This is a genomic window from Rhodococcus sp. ACT016 (genome assembly GCF_050477185.1).
GTDB lineage: Bacteria > Actinomycetota > Actinomycetes > Mycobacteriales > Mycobacteriaceae > Prescottella.
The window spans coordinates 4,563,080-4,582,089 of sequence record NZ_JBEAET010000001.1 but is presented as its reverse complement, the minus strand read 5'-3'; the positions used below and the strand labels follow the sequence as shown (position 1 = coordinate 4,582,089).

General features: G+C 68.2%; 21 protein-coding genes. 15 read left to right on the top strand and 6 right to left on the bottom strand.

Going from position 1 to position 19,010, the window contains the following annotated elements:
- Positions 1-19: 19 nt before the first annotated feature.
- A complete protein-coding gene (locus tag ACQ5DX_RS21065; protein WP_430334424.1) occupies positions 20-1,411 on the bottom strand; it encodes an MFS transporter in 1,392 nt (463 codons plus the stop codon).
- Between the two features lie 238 nt (positions 1,412-1,649).
- Between ACQ5DX_RS21065 and ACQ5DX_RS21060 the strand changes: the two genes are divergently transcribed.
- The 6 genes from ACQ5DX_RS21060 to ACQ5DX_RS21035 all read left to right on the top strand — a co-directional run bounded on the left by ACQ5DX_RS21060 (position 1,650) and on the right by ACQ5DX_RS21035 (position 7,018).
- Entirely contained in the window at positions 1,650-2,246 is a 597-nt protein-coding gene (locus ACQ5DX_RS21060; protein WP_430334423.1) for an HD domain-containing protein, read from the top strand.
- 9 nt (positions 2,247-2,255) lie between these two features.
- A complete protein-coding gene (locus tag ACQ5DX_RS21055) occupies positions 2,256-2,969 on the top strand; it encodes a TetR/AcrR family transcriptional regulator (protein ID WP_430334422.1) in 714 nt (237 codons plus the stop codon).
- 61 nt (positions 2,970-3,030) lie between these two features.
- Positions 3,031-3,990 carry an LLM class flavin-dependent oxidoreductase gene (locus ACQ5DX_RS21050; RefSeq protein ID WP_430334421.1) on the top strand — a complete coding sequence of 320 codons (960 nt, stop codon included), beginning with the start codon at positions 3,031-3,033 and terminating at the stop codon, positions 3,988-3,990.
- 121 nt (positions 3,991-4,111) lie between these two features.
- Positions 4,112-4,699 (top strand): HD domain-containing protein, encoded by a 588-nt coding sequence (locus tag ACQ5DX_RS21045; protein WP_430334420.1) that lies wholly within the window; start codon positions 4,112-4,114, stop codon positions 4,697-4,699.
- A gap of 242 nt (positions 4,700-4,941) precedes the next feature.
- Entirely contained in the window at positions 4,942-5,685 is a 744-nt protein-coding gene (locus tag ACQ5DX_RS21040; protein WP_430335763.1) for a class II aldolase/adducin family protein, read from the top strand.
- Between the two features lie 82 nt (positions 5,686-5,767).
- Positions 5,768-7,018 carry an amidohydrolase family protein gene (locus tag ACQ5DX_RS21035; RefSeq protein WP_430334419.1) on the top strand — a complete coding sequence of 417 codons (1,251 nt, stop codon included), beginning with the start codon at positions 5,768-5,770 and terminating at the stop codon, positions 7,016-7,018.
- Positions 7,019-7,064: 46 nt separating this feature from the next.
- Here ACQ5DX_RS21035 and ACQ5DX_RS21030 read toward each other — a convergent pair whose 3' ends face one another.
- Complete coding sequence (locus ACQ5DX_RS21030; protein ID WP_430334418.1) at positions 7,065-7,883, bottom strand: FadR/GntR family transcriptional regulator; 819 nt, start codon at positions 7,881-7,883, stop codon at positions 7,065-7,067.
- A gap of 151 nt (positions 7,884-8,034) precedes the next feature.
- Between ACQ5DX_RS21030 and ACQ5DX_RS21025 the strand changes: the two genes are divergently transcribed.
- A complete protein-coding gene (locus ACQ5DX_RS21025; protein WP_430334417.1) occupies positions 8,035-9,690 on the top strand; it encodes a class I adenylate-forming enzyme family protein in 1,656 nt (551 codons plus the stop codon).
- Between the two features lie 25 nt (positions 9,691-9,715).
- Here the strand turns inward: ACQ5DX_RS21025 and ACQ5DX_RS21020 are convergent, their stop codons facing one another.
- Positions 9,716-10,594 carry an alpha/beta fold hydrolase gene (locus tag ACQ5DX_RS21020; protein ID WP_430334416.1) on the bottom strand — a complete coding sequence of 293 codons (879 nt, stop codon included), beginning with the start codon at positions 10,592-10,594 and terminating at the stop codon, positions 9,716-9,718.
- 279 nt (positions 10,595-10,873) lie between these two features.
- Between ACQ5DX_RS21020 and ACQ5DX_RS21015 the strand changes: the two genes are divergently transcribed.
- Entirely contained in the window at positions 10,874-11,161 is a 288-nt protein-coding gene (locus ACQ5DX_RS21015) for a hypothetical protein (protein WP_430334415.1), read from the top strand.
- A gap of 21 nt (positions 11,162-11,182) precedes the next feature.
- Here the strand turns inward: ACQ5DX_RS21015 and ACQ5DX_RS21010 are convergent, their stop codons facing one another.
- Entirely contained in the window at positions 11,183-11,428 is a 246-nt protein-coding gene (locus tag ACQ5DX_RS21010; protein WP_430334414.1) for a hypothetical protein, read from the bottom strand.
- 126 nt (positions 11,429-11,554) lie between these two features.
- Between ACQ5DX_RS21010 and ACQ5DX_RS21005 the strand changes: the two genes are divergently transcribed.
- The gene (locus ACQ5DX_RS21005) at positions 11,555-12,277 is read left to right on the top strand and encodes an SDR family NAD(P)-dependent oxidoreductase (protein WP_430334413.1); all 723 of its coding nucleotides are present in this window, start codon (positions 11,555-11,557) and stop codon (positions 12,275-12,277) included.
- Between the two features lie 91 nt (positions 12,278-12,368).
- Complete coding sequence (locus tag ACQ5DX_RS21000) at positions 12,369-12,773, top strand: VOC family protein (protein WP_430334412.1); 405 nt, start codon at positions 12,369-12,371, stop codon at positions 12,771-12,773.
- Positions 12,774-12,785: 12 nt separating this feature from the next.
- Here ACQ5DX_RS21000 and ACQ5DX_RS20995 read toward each other — a convergent pair whose 3' ends face one another.
- On the bottom strand, positions 12,786-13,775 hold the full coding sequence (locus tag ACQ5DX_RS20995) for a sigma-70 family RNA polymerase sigma factor (RefSeq protein WP_430334411.1): 990 nt from the start codon (positions 13,773-13,775) through the stop codon (positions 12,786-12,788).
- A 151-nt stretch (positions 13,776-13,926) separates the two neighbouring features.
- Between ACQ5DX_RS20995 and shbA the strand changes: the two genes are divergently transcribed.
- Complete coding sequence (shbA, locus tag ACQ5DX_RS20990) at positions 13,927-14,544, top strand: RNA polymerase sigma factor ShbA (RefSeq protein WP_430335762.1); 618 nt, start codon at positions 13,927-13,929, stop codon at positions 14,542-14,544.
- A 4-nt stretch (positions 14,545-14,548) separates the two neighbouring features.
- On the opposite strand, the gene ACQ5DX_RS20985 is transcribed toward shbA, so the two are convergent.
- On the bottom strand, positions 14,549-15,169 hold the full coding sequence (locus tag ACQ5DX_RS20985; protein WP_430334410.1) for an FHA domain-containing protein: 621 nt from the start codon (positions 15,167-15,169) through the stop codon (positions 14,549-14,551).
- 94 nt (positions 15,170-15,263) lie between these two features.
- Here ACQ5DX_RS20985 and ACQ5DX_RS20980 point away from each other — a divergent pair, with 94 nt between their 5' ends.
- The 4 genes from ACQ5DX_RS20980 to ACQ5DX_RS20965 all read left to right on the top strand — a co-directional run bounded on the left by ACQ5DX_RS20980 (position 15,264) and on the right by ACQ5DX_RS20965 (position 18,814).
- On the top strand, positions 15,264-16,100 hold the full coding sequence (locus ACQ5DX_RS20980; RefSeq protein ID WP_430334409.1) for a lysophospholipase: 837 nt from the start codon (positions 15,264-15,266) through the stop codon (positions 16,098-16,100).
- A gap of 14 nt (positions 16,101-16,114) precedes the next feature.
- A complete protein-coding gene (locus ACQ5DX_RS20975) occupies positions 16,115-17,092 on the top strand; it encodes an alpha/beta fold hydrolase (protein WP_430334408.1) in 978 nt (325 codons plus the stop codon).
- Positions 17,093-17,200: 108 nt separating this feature from the next.
- Positions 17,201-17,545, top strand: a complete 345-nt coding sequence (locus tag ACQ5DX_RS20970) for a YciI family protein (RefSeq protein WP_430334407.1) — start codon at positions 17,201-17,203, stop codon at positions 17,543-17,545.
- A 6-nt stretch (positions 17,546-17,551) separates the two neighbouring features.
- The gene (locus ACQ5DX_RS20965) at positions 17,552-18,814 is read left to right on the top strand and encodes an RNA polymerase sigma factor (protein ID WP_430334406.1); all 1,263 of its coding nucleotides are present in this window, start codon (positions 17,552-17,554) and stop codon (positions 18,812-18,814) included.
- The last annotated feature ends 196 nt before the right edge of the window (positions 18,815-19,010 follow it).

The window sequence follows — 19,010 nt, the reverse complement described above, 5'->3', positions numbered from 1 at the left end:
GGACGATTCGCGGACCCCGCTACGGGCGGCCCGGCACCGCCTGCTGGGCCGTATCGGCGGTCCCGCCGGTGAGGGCGGCGCCCTTGGTCTCCCGGGTGAAGAAGGCGGCGACCGCGACGGACAGGCCGAGGGCGATGACGTACCACGTGAACAAATCGGGCGTTCCGCGAGAAGTCAGCCACGAGTTCAGGTATGGCGCCGTGCCGCCGAAGATCGCGGCGGCGAGCGACACGGCGATGCCGGTGCCGGCGGCGCGGGACTTGGTGGCGAACAGTTCTGCGAACCAGGCCACCTGGGTGCTCGCGGCGAACGATTGCAGGATCAGTGCGAGCGACATCGCGGTCGCGAGGGTGACGGCCGAGCTGTCGAGCATGCCCGAGAGCGGGAAGGCCAACAGCGCGACCCCGATTCCCCACACGATGTTGTTGATGCGCCGGCCGATGCGGTCGGCGAGTAGTGCGGCGAGTGGCAGCGCGACTATGAAGACGATGTTCGCGAACACGCCGGCCCACATCGCCAGCCGGTCGTCGACGTCGTGGAAGCTGATGGCGTAGGCGGGGGCGTTGACCGACCAGGTGTAGGAGAACACCGAGGTGCCGCCGACGAGGATCACGACGCGGAGGATGGACTTGCGCTGTGCCCAGATGTCGCGCAGGGCGACGCGCGCCGACGACTCGGTGGCGGTTTCGGCGGTCGCCGTGGAGTTTTCGGAGAAGGCGGTGGACTCCTCGAGTCCGCGACGCAGGTACAGGGCGAAGAATCCGAGCAGTCCGCCGATCAGGAAGGGGACGCGCCATCCCCAGTCCGACATCGTCGAAGAGTCGACGGCGCTGCGCATCACGGCGCCGAGCAGCGTGGCGAGCACCGTACCGCCGACCGTCGACATGATCACCGTGCTACCCCACAGCGCACGGTTGTCCGGACGCGCGACCTCGGCGATGTAGGTGTAGGAGCCGCCCTGCTCACCGCCGTGCGCGACGCCCTGCAGGCACCGCACGAGCAGCAGCCACAGCGATGCGAACGCGCCGATCTGCTCGTACGTCGGTGCGATCGCGATGAGGACGCTCGACGCCGCGACCAGCGTCATCGTCAGCACCATCACGAACTTTCGGCCGCGGCGATCCGCAACGAGACCGAAGAACAGGCCGCCGAGCGGGCGCATCACGAACCCGACTGCGAACACGGCCATGGTGGACAGGAGGTTCGACACCTCGTTCGCCGAGTGGAAGAACTTGTTCGAGAAGTAGACCGCGAAGATCGCGAACACGGTCCAGTCGAACCACTCCAACGCGTTGCCCATGTTGACCGCCAGGATCATTCGGGCCTTGCCGCGGACGGATCGGGTGGTGGACAGCGGGCCCGGGGCGTCCGGTGTGTCGGAGGTGCCGGCCGACGGCGCTGACGATGTCATGAACTCTCCTTCTGATGCTGCGTGCGGGGAGGAGCTGATTCGAAGATGTGCGGGGCGAGCGGCCGGGTCTGTGCTGCCGGCGTGCTCCCGGGAACTCGAGCGTGATGTGCAGACATATTCGGGCACCGATGCGCGGGTGTCAATCGGTCGATTGGGAATTCCCAATCGACCGATTGAGTATTGGCCTCGGGCGACGTACTGTTACCTGCGACACATTGCATGGATCTTGGGAGCTGACATGGCCGATGCGCCGAGGACCGTCGATTTCACGAGGATGGACGACGCGACCGTTGCCGAGATGGAACTGATCCGCGACGAGGCGGCCGCCCACCGGCGAGACCACTGGCTCGAAACCGTTGTGCGGCTGTTGGAATCGATGAAGGGCTACACGTTCGGCTATCGGGTCGACCGCTACGAGCACTCGTTGCAGTCGGCCACGCGTGCCCAGCGGGAGGGGGCGCGGGTCGATCTCGTGGTGGCGGCACTGCTTCACGACATCGGCGACGACCTGTGCCCGGACAACCACAGTGAGGTGGCGGCGGCGATCCTCCGGCCGGTGCTCGACGACGAGGCCGTCTGGGTCGTCAAGCACCACGGCGTGTTCCAGACCCACCACTACGGCGACAAGCTCGGCATCCCGAGTGACAGCCGCGAGCGGTACCGCGACTCACCGTATTTCGAGACCTGCGCGCACTTCTGCGCGGCGTGGGACCAGGAGTCGTTCGACCCGGACTACGAATCCGAGCCCCTCGAGTTCTTCATGCCGATGCTCGAGGAGGTGTTCGCGAGACCACCGAAGGTGTGGGGAGATCCGAACCTCGCCGAACACGGGTAAGGGGGTCGTATGCGCTCGGCCGGCCGGCGGGACGAGATCCTGTCGCACGCCGCCCTCCTCTTCTCGACTCGTGGTGTCGGCGGCACCACGGTCCGCGACATCGCGGACGCGGTCGGTCTCCACTCGGGGAGCCTGTACCACCACTTCGGTTCCAAGGACGAGCTGGTCGCCGAGATCCTCGTCGCCTTCCTGGACGACCTGATGAACAGCTATTCGAGCGAAATTCGCTGGCAGGCAGACGGTCACGATCAACTCGACGATCTGGTCCACGTGTCGCTGCGGGTCGCGGTCCGGCACCCGCACGCATCGGAGATCCACACCAGGGAGTTCGCGAACCTGTCTTCTCAGCCCGGATTCGCGCAGATCGACGCGCGCACGCGTGAGGTCGAGGACGTCTGGGCGCGGATCATCGACCGCGGAGTCGCCGACGGGGGATTCCGTGCGGATCTCCCGCCCGAACGGCTCCGGCAACTGCTTCGGGAGATCGTGTGGACGGCCGCGCGCCGGCATCGCGACACTGTCGATACGGATCACGCGGTCACCGCCCGGATTCTCGTCGCACTGCTGGTCGACGGCATCACGGCTCGTCCGGGCGCGTCGCCCGTGCCCGCTCCGGCGCCGACCGGCGGCGGCCCGGTGGCCGCTGTCGAACTCGAACATCTGCGCGTCGAGATCCTGGCGCTGCGCGGCGAGGTGGACGAGCTGAGACGGGCGTCCGTGTGATCATTCCCCGTCGACACGTCTCCCGGCCCGATGTTCGCCCACGTGAAAGGCCTTCCCGCACATGAAACTCGGAATGTTCCTCGACATGCGCAACCCGGCGCCGTGGCGCAGGCCGTGGGCCGATCATTATCGGCAGATGCTGGACCGAGTCGTGTGGGCCGAGTCGCTGGGCGCCGATTCGGTGTGGATGACCGAGCATCACTTCTTCGACGACGGATACCTTCCGCAGCCCCTGACCCTCGCTGCCGCGATCGCGGCGCGAACCGAGCGGATACGGATCGGTACCGCGGTGCTCGTCGCGCCGCACCGGCACCGGGTGCACATCGCCGAGGAGGCCGCGATCGTGGACCTGGTGTCGAACGGCCGCCTCGAACTCGGCATGGGAGCCGGTTGGGCCGCACGGGAGTTCGACGCTTTCGGCTCGGATCATGCCCGACGGTACGCGGTGACGGACTCGGTGTTCGCCAAGGTACGGGCGTTGTTGACGGACGGCGGGGTCACTCCGGGGCCGGTGCAGCGGCCGCTGCCGATGTGGCTCGGCTACCAGGGCCCGCGCGGTGCCGCGCGGGCGGGACGGCTCGGGGCCGGGCTGCTCACACTGGACCGGGCCCTGATGGCGCCGTACTTCGCGGGGCTCGAGGAGGGCGGTCACGACGCCGCGGGCGCGCGGACGGGTGGTGTCATGGACATCGTCGTCGCGGACGACCCGGACCGCACGACACGCGAACTCCTGCCGTACCTGGCTCACCAGGTCGCGAGCTACCAGCGCGAACGCGGCGGGACCACGAGCGCTGCCGACGCCGAGGAGGAGCTGCGTTCGACTCTCGACCGGACCGGATCGGTTCCCGGGCTCACGGTGCTGACCGCGGACGATGCCGCTGCCGAGATCCGCCGCCGTACGGAGGGGATGCCCGTCGAGCACGTCTATCTGTGGGCGAGTCTGGGTGGGATGCCCGATCGGCTCGTCGATCGGCACCTGGAGCTGCTGTTCACGAAGGTGGCCCCGCTCCTGCGCGGGTAGCCCGGTGTTTTGCCCACCGGGACGAGCCCTTGCCCGCAACCCGCCCTTTTTATATAAAGATTTGAGGTTCAGGGCGGGTCTGGTCCGCCTCGGAGGGATCGCAACGGAAGGGACGTGAGTGATGACTATCGATGCGTCGAGCGGGCGACAGGTCGGCTTCACACGGATGGACGAATCGACGGTCGAGGACATAGCGTTGATCGTCGCGGAGTCGAAACTCTTTCTCAATGATCGACTGCCGGAGACGATGATCGAGATGCTCGAGGCCTTGAAGGGTCCCACGCTGGGCTATCAGGTCGACCGATACGAGCACTCCCTGCAGACCGCCACCCGCGCGTTGCGGGAAGGCGCGCGAACGGATCTCGTGGTCGCCGCCCTGATGCACGACGTGGGGGACGCCATCGCGCCGGCCAACCATTCCGAACTGGCCGCCGCGATCGTCGCCCCGTACCTGGACGCCGAGGCGACCTGGGTGGTCAAGCACCACGGCGTGTTCCAGGGCTACCACTACTGGGATCGCCTGGGCCTGGACGTCAATGCGCGCGATCGTTACCAGAACAGCCCGTACTTCGACACGTGCGCACACTTCTGCGCGGAATGGGACCAGGTGTCCTTCGATCCGAACTACGACACCCTGCCGATCGACACCTTCGTTCCGCTGGTGCGGGAGGTGTTCACGCGTCCGGCCAGTGGATTCGGTACCGACTGAGCCGGTCGTCGACCGCGAAAAGCGTTTCGGCACAAGCGCTCGCCACCCGTTCGGGGGCGAGCGCTTCGTCGTTTCGGGGTCGATTCGGCGAATCGGTACCTCTCAGTGAGACGGGGCTTACATTGCTATCTTTTGTAAGTTAGAGTCTGAACAGTTCCCGATGTGGCTCACTCTCGACGCAAGGAGGCGCCGTGACCGCAATCGAAGGGTCCACGAAATCCGAAGAACGAGAATCGGACTCGATGGACGTCTGGCAACCGAGTGTCACCCCGCCGATCGGCGTCGAGCTCACCAACGAGCAGAAGCTCGCGTGTGCCTTCCGGACCCTGGCGCACGACGGTTTCAGCGAGAACATGGCCGGCCACATCACGTGGGCCGATCGTGACGACGACAGCCTTCTGATCAACCCGTGGGGGCTGTGGTGGGAGGAGGTCTCGGCCTCCGATGTGTGCCGGGTCGACGCCGACGGCAAGGTGATCGAGGGCAAATGGGACGTCACTCCCGCCTATCACATCCACACCGAACTGCACCGACGCCGCCCGGACGCGCGCGTGGTCATCCACAATCACCCGTACTACGTGACGCTGTTGGCCGCGGTGGGCGTGCTGCCGATGATCGCGCACCAGACCGGCAGCCTCTACGACGACGACCTGTCGCTCGTCCACGAGTACAGCGGCGAGGTCAGCGACGCCGACCTGGGCAGGGACCTCGCCGACAAGATCGGTGACCGCAACAACGTCATCCTCGCCAGCCACGGCATCATCACGACCGCCGACACGATCGAACTCGCGGTCTACCGCGCGGCGTCGATCGATCGGTTCTGTCGACTGGCCTACGACATCCTCCTGCTCGGCAGGGACCCCTTGCCGATCGAGAAGAGCATCCGCGTAGCGATGCAGAAGGCGCTCGTCGAGCGCGCTGCCGGCGTCTACTGGGCCGGAGCCGTTCGGAAGCTCCTGCGCACCGAGCCCGACGTCCTGAACTGAGTACATCCACCCCATTGCGTTCCGGCTTCGCCTGCAGTGCAACCGGATCCGCAGTCAACCGAGCACCCGAGGAGTGTGCGAGATGGCCAATCTCGACGAGCTGATCCACAACACCGACTTCACGACCAATGTCAAGGGCAAGGTCACGTTCCTGCCCGAACCGGAGAAGGCGCACCGGCCCTTCCCGTTCATCTCGGTCGACGACCACATCGTCGAACCCAAGGACACCTTCGAGGGCCGTCTGCCCGCGAAGTTCGCCGACCGGGCTCCCAAGGTGATCCATCGCGACGGCGCGGACATCTGGGTGTACGACGGCAAGGAGATCCCCAACGTCGGCTTCAACGCCGTTGTCGGTCGTCCGGTCGACGAGTGGGGCTTCGACCCGCAGCGTTTCGAGGACATGCGCCGCGGATCGTGGGACATCCACCATCGCATCAAGGACATGAACCTATCGGGTGTGTATGCGTCCCTGAACTTTCCGTCGTTCCTGCCCGGCTTCGCCGGCCAGCGTCTGCAGCTGAGCACGAACGACCAGGAGTTGGCGCTCGCCGCGACGCGCGCCTACAACGACTGGCACCTCGAGGAGTGGGCCGGCCCGTACCCGGATCGCATCATCCCCTGCCAGATTCCGTACTTCCTGGACCCGGAGATCGGCGCGCAGGAAATCTACCGCAACGCCGAGCGCGGCTTCAAGGCGGTGACGTTCTCGGAGGGCCCGCACGCGCTGGGTCTGCCGTCGGTGCACTCGGGGCACTGGGACCCGATCATGCGGGCGTGCGAGGAGACCGGGACGGTCATCAACCTGCACATCGGGTCGTCGAGCACGTCGCCGAGCACGTCCGAGGACGCGCCGCCGGACGTTGCCGGCACGCTGTTCTTCGGTTACGCGATGTTCGCGACCGTCGACTGGCTGTTCTCGAAGATCCCGGTACGGTTCCCGAATATCAAGATCGTGATGTCCGAGGGCGGAATCGGTTGGGTGCCTGCGCTGCTCGACCGTCTGGATCACATGACGACGTACTCGTCGATGTACGGCACATGGGACGGCATCGACATCTCGCCGGCGGACGTGCTCAAGCGGAACTTCTGGTTCTGCGCGGTCGAGGATCCGTCGACGATGGCGCTGCGCGACCGGATCGGCATCGACCACATCCTGCTCGAGGAGGACTACCCGCACAGCGACAGCCTGTGGCCGCGCACCATGGAGGTCGTCAACGAGTCCATGAAGGGGCTCTCTGCCGACGAGCTGCGCAAGATCACGTGGGAGAACGCCTCCAAGTTGTACCGACATCCGGTGCCGCAGAGCGTGATCGACGATCCGAACAGCTTCTGACCGATGCCCGTCCGGGCCCGGCTGTCGGTGCGGGCCCGGTCGGCGGTCAGCCGAAGAAGAGGCGATCCCGGGCGACGGCCGGGTCGAGGGGGACGTGGGGTCGTGCGGGGTCGTGCGGGTACGTCTGCACGTCCCGGAGGTGACGCGCCGCGATCACCCGGGCGGAGGCGGCGTCGCCGTCCTCGATGCACTGCAGGATCTGGCCGTGGACGGCCAGGGCCTGCCTCCGCTCGGTCTGGGGGATCGCCTCGGGATCGGCCCGCTCGTTGGCCCAGTCCGTGACGTGGCTCGACCACAGGGACTCGAGGGCGCCGGCGAGCACGATCAGCGACCGGTTGCCGCACAGTTGGACCACGGCCTCGTGGAAGCGTCGCGACAACGTGGTCGCCGCCACCAAGTCGTCGACCTTGCGCAGCGACTCTTCGTGGAGGGCGCGCAGAACCGGGACCACCTCGGTGGCGCGGTCCTTGCGCTCGGCGCACAGAGCGGCGCACATGGGCTCCACCTCGTCGAGCGCGCGGCCCACGTCGTCGATGTCGGTGCCGGACATGGCGAGGACCATCGAGAGGCTGTAGGCGACGTTGCCCGGGGTGGGGCGGTGCACCACTGCTCCGCCCCGGTTGCCGCGCCGCACCTGCACCAGCCCCTCGGCCTCGAGGATGCGCATCGCCTCACGGAGCGACTGGACGTTGACGGGGTACTGCTCGCGCAGTTCGGCTTCCTTCGGCAACAGGTCGCCCTCGGCGAGGTCGCCACGGAGGATGCGCTCGCGGATCTGGTCCGCGACCATCTCGGCCAGGCGGCGCGGGCGGACACCGCTCGGTTCGGCCGCTCGGGGCTTCCGGTCCGCTCCCTGCTCGGACACCGCGTCACATCCTTCCGGTTGCCGACGGTCTCCGCTTCGGATCCGTCACGTCAAGTTTTGAATTTTAGCGAAGTTGGTAGAGGGGGCACGTGCCCGTCGAGTGTGGCCTCGGCCTCGTACGGCGGAAGTGCTCGCAGAAGGAGAAACACAGATGAGCCTGATCGACGCCGCGACCACCCGGCAGTACGTGGATTCCGGGTGGTGGGGAACCGAGCCGTTGCACGAGCTGCTGCGCAGACAGGCCCGGACGAACCCGGCCGGTGACGCCTTCATCACTCCGACTGTCCGAACGTCCTGGGCTGCATATGATTCCGTTGCGGATGACATCGCGGCCGCGCTGGTCGCGCTGGGCGTTCCCGAGGGCGACCGTGTGGCCGTCCAGCTGCCCGACACGTTTCTCGTCCATGCCGCGTTGATCGCGGCGGCCCGGGCGGGCGTCGTCGCGGTGGGCATCGGAGCGCGGGCCGGTGACCGGGAGATCGCCCACCTGGTCCGGAAGACGGGCGCGCGGACGCTGATCACCGTGGACGAACTGGGCGGTCGCTCATCGACCGTGCTGGTGCAGGAGCTGCGCGAGCGCGGCGCCCCGTTGGACTTCCACGTGGTGGTCTCCGGCGGCGGTGTGGACCGGATCGCCGATGTGCGTGGCAATGAGTCTGTTTCGATCGATCCGGGCCGCGCCGGACTGGTCGATGTGACGTCCCGCAGTCTCGGTCCGAACGATCTGTGCATGCTCAACTCGACGTCGGGAACGACCGGACTCCCGAAGTGCGTGACGCAGTTCGACAATCGATGGATGGCATTCAGTCGCCTGGCCATCGGTGCGGGTGAGCTGGGTGACAACGAGGTGTTCTTCGGGGCGGTGCCGGCGCCGTTCGGTTTCGGTCTGTGGACGTCGCACTATGCGCCCGCGATGCTCGGTGCACCCACCGTGGTACTGCCGAAGTTCGATGTGGAGAGAATGATTCGGATGATCGAGCGGGAGAAGGTGACGGTCTTGTGCTGTGTCAGCACGCAGTTCCGGATGCTGCTCAACTCGCCGCTCGCGGAGGAGTTGGACCTGTCGTCGCTGCGGGTGATGTTCACCGGCGGTGAGGCAGTACCTGCCGATCGGGCCGCCGAGTTCGAATCCCGCACGGGTGCTTCCGTTCTGCAGTTCTTCGGATCGAACGAGAGTGGCGCGTTCAGCGTCACCCGTGTCGGCGACCCGAGTGCGCGGCGCCTCGGGACATCCGGCCGGCTCATCCCGGCGATGCAGGTGCGGCTGTTCGACAGCGAGGGCCGGGACGTGACCGAGACCGGAGGTCCCGGCCAGCCGGGCGGTCGGGGCCCGCTGACCTGTGCGGGGTACTACGACGACGACGCCGCCAACGCCGAGTTGTACACGCAGGACGGGTGGATGCTGATGGGCGATCTGGTGACGATCGAGGACGACTATCTGACCCCGGTGGGGCGCACATCCGACATCATCATCCGCGGCGGCAAGAACATCTCGGCGCCGCAGGTGGAGCAGGAGGTCGAGACCCATCCGGCGGTGGACCTGGCCGGTGTGGTGGCGGTGCCGGATCCGGTGTTCGGCGAGCGCGTCTGCGCGGTGGTCAGCCTTCGACCGGGGCAGTGCGTCACGCTCGAGGAGCTCACCGGACACCTGGCCGCACGCGGCGTCTCGAAGGAGCTGTACCCCGAGCACCTGGTGGTCGTCGACGAGCTGCCGCGCTCCTCCGGCGGCAAGCTCGCGAAGGGTGACATACGCGCTCTTGCAATCGAATCGGTTGTCGATGCGACGGCCCGGGCCGGTGCGTCGTGACGCCCGTCGAGACCGCGCCCGGCATTCACCCGGCCATCGGGAGGGACATGGCGGAGGAGCCGGCCGCGTAGTGGAGTTCGGCTCGGGTGACGAGCCGGACCACCGCGTGCGCTACCTCCGCGGCCTGGTCGAGAATCACCGAGTGGCCGGCGTCGTGCAGCCGCACCAGTTCGGCCGTCGGGAGGGTGGCCGCGATCGCGACGGAGTGCTCGAACGGCGTCAGCAGATCGGCGGTGCCGCCGAGCACGAGCGACGGGATGTTGCCGAGCGCGGAGAGCGAGCGGGATTCGTCGACCCCGGCGAGCGAGCGCAGGAACCCGTACATCGTGACGACCGACGTCCGGTTGTCCAGTGCCATCGAAGCCAGGTGCTGGGCCAGCCGGGGCATCCGCTCGACGCCCAACCCGAGCGCCGAGACCAGTGGGTGCCGCAGGATTCGGCACAGACCCGATCGGGTGATGTCGCTGACGGCCGTCGCCAGCAATCCGACGCCGACGATGCGCGACCCGACGTCGTCCGGATGCTGCCGGACGTAGGCCAGTGCGGCCATGCCGCCCATCGAGTGGCCGACCAGGACGACGGGCCCGGTCGGCGCCACCGCGCGGATCACGGCGTCCAGGTCGTGGCCCAACTGGTCGATCGTGTACGTGTGGGCCGGCGCGCTGCCGGATTCGCCGTGGCCGCGGTGGTCGTAGAACACCATCCGGACGCCCGCGCCCCACTCCCGGGCCAGATGGGAACGCACCCGCGCCCACGAATGGGTGTGCAGGCAGTGCCCGTGCACGAACACGGCGGTCAGCGGAGCATCGGTGTCGCCGAACTCGCGGACGGCCAGCGTGACGCCGTCGTCGGTGTCGACCATCCGCCGACGGCCGTGCGGATCGGCGCGGAGAGTGGTGTTCATGGCGCCCTCCCGAGGTCGAGCCGAGGATCTGCGGTTGACCCGCACACATCAATCTCGTCTCGGCCGGGTCCGGCGGCCAGCGCCCCCGGGAGTGACCGCGAATCCCCGAGGGTGACGGTTTCACCACCTCGGGTGGCTGGACGCGTTTGCCGGCATCCGTGCGCGATCGGGTACAGCGGGAGGACAATCGCCGGAGAGGCCGCCGCCGGTTCTTGCGCCGGTGACGCGTCGACCGCAGTACGACGAGAGCACAAACGGAACTGGCACCGGGAGGCTTTTGTGAACTACTTCGACGATGCACGCGAACCGGCCACCGTCGCGCGGGAGCACCCGGGCGAGGCCATCGAGGACACCCGCAACTGGCCCGGCTACGGCCTGATCGCGGTCGCGATCGTGACCCTCGGCATGACCCTGGTCGCGGCGGGCTACGGCTTCGTGGGCTGGGCGTGGATCGCAGGGTCCATCTGCACGCTGAGCCTCGCGCTGGGAACCATGCTGGTGCTCCACGAGCACCGTCGGGTCAAGCGACTCGATGCCGCAGGCGTGCTGTACCCGTTCGGTCACTGACGGCCCGGGCGGGCCGGTCGGTCACGTCGGCTGCCGCTGCGCCCAGTCGTGTTCGATCTCCGGGTAGCCCGCCGCGATCTCGTCGATGCGCGCGGGTGTCGCGGACTCGAGTTCGGCGCGGTGCCGCTGCGCTTCGGCGAGTGAACCGGTGAACCCTTCCGAGGTGGGCACCGGCGACGACTCGTCCGCTGTCGGTGCATTCAGTTCGAGCGTGTGGATGATTCCGTCGAGTCGGCTCGCCACGAAGTGTCGCTTGTCCTCACTCATGAATCCATGACACCACCGGACGGTCCGCGTGCCTACCCCGTTCGGCACGAGGCCGCGCACCAGTCTGGTTTCGCGGCCCGCCGCGCGGGGAACTCGGGGCGGTAGTCGGATCGGAGGAGGCGTCGGATGAACGACAGCGAAACGAACGGGACGCGAGGGCTGGCACTGGTGACCGGTGCCTCGACCGGTATCGGGTACGAGTTGGCCCGCGGGCTCGCGGCCCGCCGCTACGACCTCGTGCTGGTGGCCGACGACGATGCGGTCCGTCCCGTGGCCGCCGAGTTCGCTCCCCAGGGGATCACCGCCCACGCGATCGAGGCGGACCTGGCGACCAATGTCGGGCTGGCCGAGGTGCGCCGGTCCCTCGACGCGTTGGAGCGCCCCATCGAGGTCGCCGCACTCAACGCCGGCGTCGGGGCGTACGGACGCTTCGACCGGATCCCGATCGACGCCGACCTGCGCGTGATCGCCCTCAACGTCACCGCGACGGTCCGGCTCGCGAAATACGTCCTGCCACCGATGGTCGATCGCGGCCACGGACGGGTTCTGTTCACGTCGTCCTCGACGGCCGCCCTGCCCGGGACGCTGTTCGCCACCTACGCGGCGTCCGAGGCATTCGTGCACTCGTTCGCGGCGACGATCCGCGACGAACTCGCCGACACCGGGGTCTCGATAACGACGCTGATGCCCGGCATCACCGACACCGACTTCTTCGATCGCGCCGGCATGGAGAACACGAAGATCGCCCGTGGGCCGAAGGCCGACCCCGAGGACGTGGCGCAGCAGGGGCTCGAGGGCCTGTTCGCGGGCAAGGATCGCGTCGAGGTCGGGGCAGCGCAACGCGTGTGATGAGTTTTCGCGACGGCGGTGGTCTGTATCGGTGCGAGGTTCCGGAGATCCCGGTCCACGCAGCCACCGTCACCTCGAATCAGGAGAACTCATGTCCCGTCTGCTCTTCGTCAACATGCCGGTCGAGAACGTCGCCGTGACCCGTGCGTTCTTCGCCGGCCTCGGCTTCGAGTTCAACGATCAGTTCTGCGACGAGAACACCGCCTGCATGGCAATCAACGACTCGGCATGGATCATGCTGCTCGAGAAGGACCGGTTCCGGGACTTCATCAAGGACGACATCTGCGACACCACCGCCAGCCGCGAGGTGCTCAACTGCATCTCCGCCGACAGCCGCGAGGGCGTCGACTCGTTGGTCGACGCCGCGATCGCGGCTGGCGGCACCAAGTGGATGGACCCGCAGGACCACGGCTTCATGTACGGCCGCTCGTTCCGTGACCTCGACAACCACGTGTGGGAGGTCATGTGGATGGACCCGGCTGCCGCCGGGCAGTGACCGCCGCGCCGGTCAGAGGCGCTCGGGCAGGCCGAACCTGGCGAACAGGTCGGTGTCGAAGAAGCACGTGACGTGCGCGACCCCGCGCTCGGTGATGTCGAGTACGTGCAGTTGGAACGGGCGGTGGACGCCGTCCTCGCCACGCATGTACAGGCCGAGTGCGGGCTGGCCGTTCGCCGACGCCGGCAGCAGGCGCATGTCGTCCGGGCCGTCCGACGGGCACTTCTCCTTGACGAGACGGGCGATGTCGGCGCCGCCGACGTACCAGCCGACGAACGGCGGCATCTCCCAGATCGCGTCCTGCGTGAACAACTCGACGAGCCCGTCGATGTCGTACTTCTCGAACCCGTCGACATACCGCTGCAGCAGCTCGCGGGCGTCGCTCGACTCGGGTTCGACGAGCGCGTCCGGGTTCGGTGTCGCCTCGGCAAGTTGGGCCCGGGCACGCTGGAGCAGGCTGTTGACCGCGGCGGTCGTGGTGCCGAGCGCCTCGGCGACCTCGGCGGCCTTCCACTGCAGCACGTCGCGCAGGACCAGAACGGCACGCTGCCGTGCCGACAGGTGCTGCAGGGCCGCGACGAACGCGAGGCGCACCGATTCGCGGGCTCCGACGACGGTTGCGGGATCGTCCGCACCCCAGCCGGAATCGCCCCACACCATCGAATCCGGGATCGGCTCGAGCCACGGCACCTCGCGGCGTTCGACCAGCTCGTCGGACGGATCGGAGCTCGGCGCACCCAGGCCGGTCGGCAGCGGCCGGCGGGCGCGGCTCTCGAGCGCGGTCAGGCACGTGTTGGTCGCGATCCGGTGCAACCATGTGCGGACCGACGCGCGGCCGTCGAACTTCCGGTAACCGCGCCACGCGCGCACCATGGTCTCCTGCAGCAGGTCCTCGGCGTCGTGGATCGATCCGGTCATCCGGTAGCAGTGCGCAAGTAGTTCGCGACGGTAAGGATCTGCCGCCGTGAGGAATTCGTCGTCCAGGCTCTGGCCTACGGTCATGTCCCGCACACTAGCGGCGCCCCCCGACAAGCGCAGGGAGCCCGAGTGGGGTGGGCGACTCCCACCCGAGGGTGCCTGTCGGGGTGTCCGGTTCCAGCCGAGGATCGAAGACGTGGGACGGCCGACCGCGCCCCCCGGTGAGGAGACCGACATGTACGGGAATGTCTGCACGGCAACACGAATCGGCGAGCTGTCGGCCGCCCGCGCCAGGGAGGTGCTGGGCGAGTGGGTGCCACGCGCCGTCGCCGGCGACCGCGAGGCTCGTGAACGGGTCGTCGCCGTGCTCTATCCGCTGGTGCGACGCTACTGCTTCGCCCGGCTGGGGCGTTGCGCGCTGCAGTCGGTGGCCGAGGACGTCGCCCACGAGGTGTGCGTGGCGCTGATGACCGCGCTTCCGCGCTTCAGCGACCACGGTTCGTCGTTCCTGACCTATGTGTACGCGATCGCCGCGCACAAGGTGGCTGACGCTCGCCGCGCTGCCGCCCGGACGTGCGCACCGCTCGAGGACGCCGGTGAGCTGGCCTGCCCGGACGCGGGCCCCGAGGAGCGGGCGATCGAGGTCGAGTCCGAGGAACTGGCCAAGGAACTCGTCGCGACCCTGCCCCCGCGGTACCGCGAGATCGTGGTGATGCGGCTGGTGTGGGGGATGTCCGCGGCGGAGACCGCGCAGGCGCTCGGCACCACACCCGGTGCCATCCGGATCGCGCAGCATCGCGCGCTCGGCCGACTTCGGACGCGGCTGCGATCGGAGTCGGCACCCGCGGCCTGAGTGCTCACAGGTCGTGTTCGGTGATCACCCCGCTGTGCAGCGCCTTCTCGACCAGGCGCAGTCGCTTCTGGTTTTGGGGGAGCTTCTCGACGCCGAACTTCGCGAACAGCGTCCGCAGATGCGTCTTGACCGCGTCGACGCTGAGGAACACCTCGTCGGCGATCTGCTGGTTCGACGCGGGGTTCGCGAACGTCGCATTGTGTTTGTAGGGCCGGCACAGGGCGACGAGGATCGAGCGTTGCGTGGGCGTCAGCGAACGCACCGTCGGCAGGTCGGCCGCGATCCGCGTGGGCTCGCCGCCCTGGCCGGACAGATCGCGGAACACGAACGCGGAACTGCCGATCCGAATGCTGTCGCCGTTGTGTAAGCGCCGTCGGCCCGCGATCCGTTCGCCGTTGACGAAGGTGCCGTTACGGGAGAGGCCGTCGTCGACGATGGTCCAGTAGGTGCCGATCCACTCGATCGTGGCGTGCAGTCGGGAGACCTCCGGGTCCGACACGAGCGCGACATCGGCGTCCGGCGAGCGGCCCACGGTCACCCGCGGCGTGTCGACGGTCAGCGTCAGCTCTCGTGGGCACCCCGTCTGGTCGGTGTACCGCAGGAAGGGGGCATCCGTGGTACTCATCGCGGCTCCTGTCAGGGACACTTTCATCGTGCCGCCGGCTAATCGTGCTGACAAGCGCCCACACGTCGGCGTCGATCGACCTAGACTCGCGTTCGTGCAGCACACAGAGTCGCAATTCACCGGGGTGCACGGCACCCGCATCGTCTACGACGTGTGGCGACCGGACGGCGCGCCGACCGGCATCCTGCTGCTCGCGCACGGCTTGGGTGAGCACGCCCGTCGGTACGACCACGTCGTCGAGCGCCTCGTCGGGCTCGGACTGGTGGTGTACGCGCCGGATCATCGCGGGCACGGTCGCTCGGGCGGCGAGCGCATCGAACTGCGCGACTGGTCCGAATTCCTCGACGACCTGCACCACCTGTCGGAAATCGCGATCGGCGAGAACCCGGGGCTGGAGCGGTTCCTCCTCGGGCACAGCATGGGCGGCGCGATCGCGCTGTCCTACGCCCTGGACCACCCGGACGAGCTCGCAGGCCTGATCGTGTCGGCGCCGGCGGTCGACGTCGCCACCAACAAGCCCCGGATCGTGATCGAGATCGGCAAGATCATCGGCCGGTTCGCGCCCGGTGTCCCCGTGGAGACCCTCGACGCGAAGGCGGTGTCCCGGGATCCCGCGGTGGTCGCCGCGTACGAGTCCGACCCGCTGGTCTATCACGGAAAGGTCAAGGCGGGCATCGCGCGCGGGATGATCACCGCGGCCGAGAGCTTCCCGGCCCGACTGCCGTCGCTTACCATGCCTCTCCTGGTTCTGCACGGCACCGACGACCACCTGGCCGACGTGTCCGGCAGCCGGATGATCGCCGAGCGGGCCGGGTCGAAGGATCTGACGTTGAAGACGTACGACGGGCTGTTCCATGAGGTGTTCAACGAACCCGAACAGGAGAAGGTCCTCGACGACCTCGTGGATTGGCTCCGTCCACGTCTCGGGTGACGTAATCTCCCGGAATGACCGATCCTGCAACCACACTCACCCACCGGACCGTGCACGTCGGCGACATCGACATGCACATCGCCGAGCGCGGCGCCGGCGACCCGATCGTGTTGTGCCACGGTTTCCCCGGGCTCTGGTACAGCTGGCGACACCAGCTGTCGGCGCTGTCCGCCGCCGGCTACCGGGTGATCGCTCCCGACATGCGCGGATACGGCCGCACCGACGTGCCGTCGGATCCACGGGAGTACGACCGCCGGCACACCGTCGACGACATGGTGGGCCTTCTCGACGCGCTCGGCATCGAACAGGCGGTGTTCGCGGGCCACGACTTCGGTGCGCAGCTGGTGTGGGATCTGCCGAACTGGGCGCCGGGCCGGGTGCGTGCGCTGATGCAGCTGAGCGTCCCGCGGATGCCGCGTCAGCCGATCCAGCCGACGATCGGCTTCCGGTACCTCGCGTCGCAGCATTTCGTGCATCTGCACTACTTCCAGGAGTACGGCCCCGCCGACCGGGAACTGGGCGAGCATCCGCGGGAGTTCCTGGCCAAGATCTTCCACGCCCTCAGCGGCGCCAACCGGTACCTCGACTGCTGGGACTTCCCGTCCGGGGGCAACGGCTACCTCGACGTGTTGCCGGAGCCGCCGGCGCTGCCGTGGCCGTGGCTGAGCCGGGACGAGTTCGACTACTACGTGGACGAGTTCACGCGCACCGGGTTCACGGGTGGGCTGAACTGGTACCGCGCCGACGACTACGTGTGGGAGCAGAACGAGGAACTCCACAACCGTCCGATCACGGTGCCCACGACGTTCATCGCCGGTTCGAAGGATCCGGTGCTCGAGATGATGGGCGAGAACCCGTTCGAGACGATGGCCTCGATGGTGCCCGGACTGCGCTCCACCCACGTGATCCCGGACGTCGGGCATTTCGTTCAGATGGAGGCGGCCGAGCAGGTCAACGCCGCGATGCTCGAGTTCCTGCGCGGACTCGACTGACGGCACGGCCCGCGGGAAGGAATCTCGGCGGGCCTGTCCATCCGCGGCCTCCTCGTTCGTCGTCATGGTGTACCGCAACAACGAGAACCTCCCGAGGAGGAACCGATCATGAAGTATCTGCTGCTCATCAACGCAGACTCCGTCAACCCGGACAACGGGTGCACCCCCGAGGACTGGATGGTCTACGACAAGCAGGTCAAGGATGCCGGGATCTACGTCTCGGGTGAGTCGTTGGCCGACCTGACCAGCGCCACCAGTGTGCAGGTGGGGCCGGGCGGCGATCGCGCTATCACCACCGACGGGCCGTTCGCCGAGACCCGTGAGGTCCTCGGCGGGTTCTACGTCATCGACGTCCCCGATCTCGACGTCGCGCTCGATTGGGCAACCAGGTGTCCCGGATCGCGCGGCCCGGGCCGGATCGTGGTCCGCCCCATCGCCGACTTCGGCAACTGACGACCGATGGGCCGGGCGAGCGGTCGCGGGACCGGCGCGGAGGCCTCCGTCGAGGCGGTCTTCCGGGAGGAACGCGGCCGCCTGCTCGCCGCCCTGGTGAGCCGCTTCGGCGATCTGGACCTGGCCGAGGAGGTCACGTCGGAGGCGATCGAGTCGGCGCTCCGGCACTGGCCGGTGGACGGTGTGCCGTCCAAGCCCGGCGCCTGGCTGTTGACCACGGCCCGGCGTCGGGCCGTCGACCGGTTGCGTCGGGATCAGGCGCTCGCGGCGAGAATCGCGGTGCTGCAGGTGGAGGCGGATCGCGCCGATCCCGTCCCACCGGCGGACGTGGGTGACGAGTTGCCCGACGAGCGACTGCAGTTGTTCTTCACCTGTGCGCACCCGGCGCTGCCCGCCGAGGATCGCACCGCGCTGACGTTGCGCTGCCTCGCCGGCCTCACGACACCCGAGGTGGCACGGGCCTTCCTGGTGCCGCCGGCGACGATGGCGAAGCGAATAGTTCGGGCCAAGAATCGAATTCGGTCGAACCGGATACCGTTCCGGGTGCCCGGACGGGACGAACTCCCGCAGCGCCTGCCGGGCGTGCTGCAGGTGCTGTACTCGATCTTCACCGAGGGCTACGCCGCCAGCGGGGGACCGCGCCTGCAGCGCATCGACGTCGCGGACGAGGCGATCCGGTTGACGCGCGTCCTGTACCGACTGCTGCCGGACCAGCGTGAGGTGGCGGGCCTGTTGGCGTTGATGCTGCTCGTCCACGCCCGCCGCGATACCCGCACCGGGCCGGGTGGCGACCTGGTGTTGCTCGAGGAGCAGGACCGCACCCGCTGGGACCACGCCATGATCGAGGAGGGCAGCGCCCTGGTGGTGGTCGCGCTCACGGGCGGCCCGCCCGGACCCTATGGCGTCCAGGGGGCGATCGCCGCGCTGCACGACGAGGCCGACGACGTCGCGAGCACCGATTGGCCGCAGATCGTGGCCCTGTACGACGTCCTGCTGGGGATCGTGCCGTCACCGGTCGTGATGCTCAATCGCGCGGTTGCGGTCGCGATGCGTGACGGCCCCGAGGCGGGACTCGCCTTGCTCGACGACTTGGCCGACGAGCCACGCCTGCGCTCGCATCACCCCTATGCGGCGGCGCGCGCGGAACTGCTGATCCGCCTCGGGCGACTACCGGAGGCTGCGGAGGCGTACCGACGCGCGCTCGATCTGGCCGGCACCGAACCCGAGCGCGAATACCTGCGGCGCAGGCTCGGCGAGACGCAGGGGTAGGGGCTACGCCGCGCGTGGTCCGGCGCGGTTGTGCGATGCGATGGGTTTCCGGTGCGGGTCTACCGACTCCAGCAGGGTGTTCGGCGCCAGCCAGCGTTTGACACCGCGGAACCCGAGGATATCGAACGGGACTGCGCGCTCACTGATTTCGGCCAAGGCTGCGACGCGGAGTGTGCACGCCATCAGGGCGCAGCGC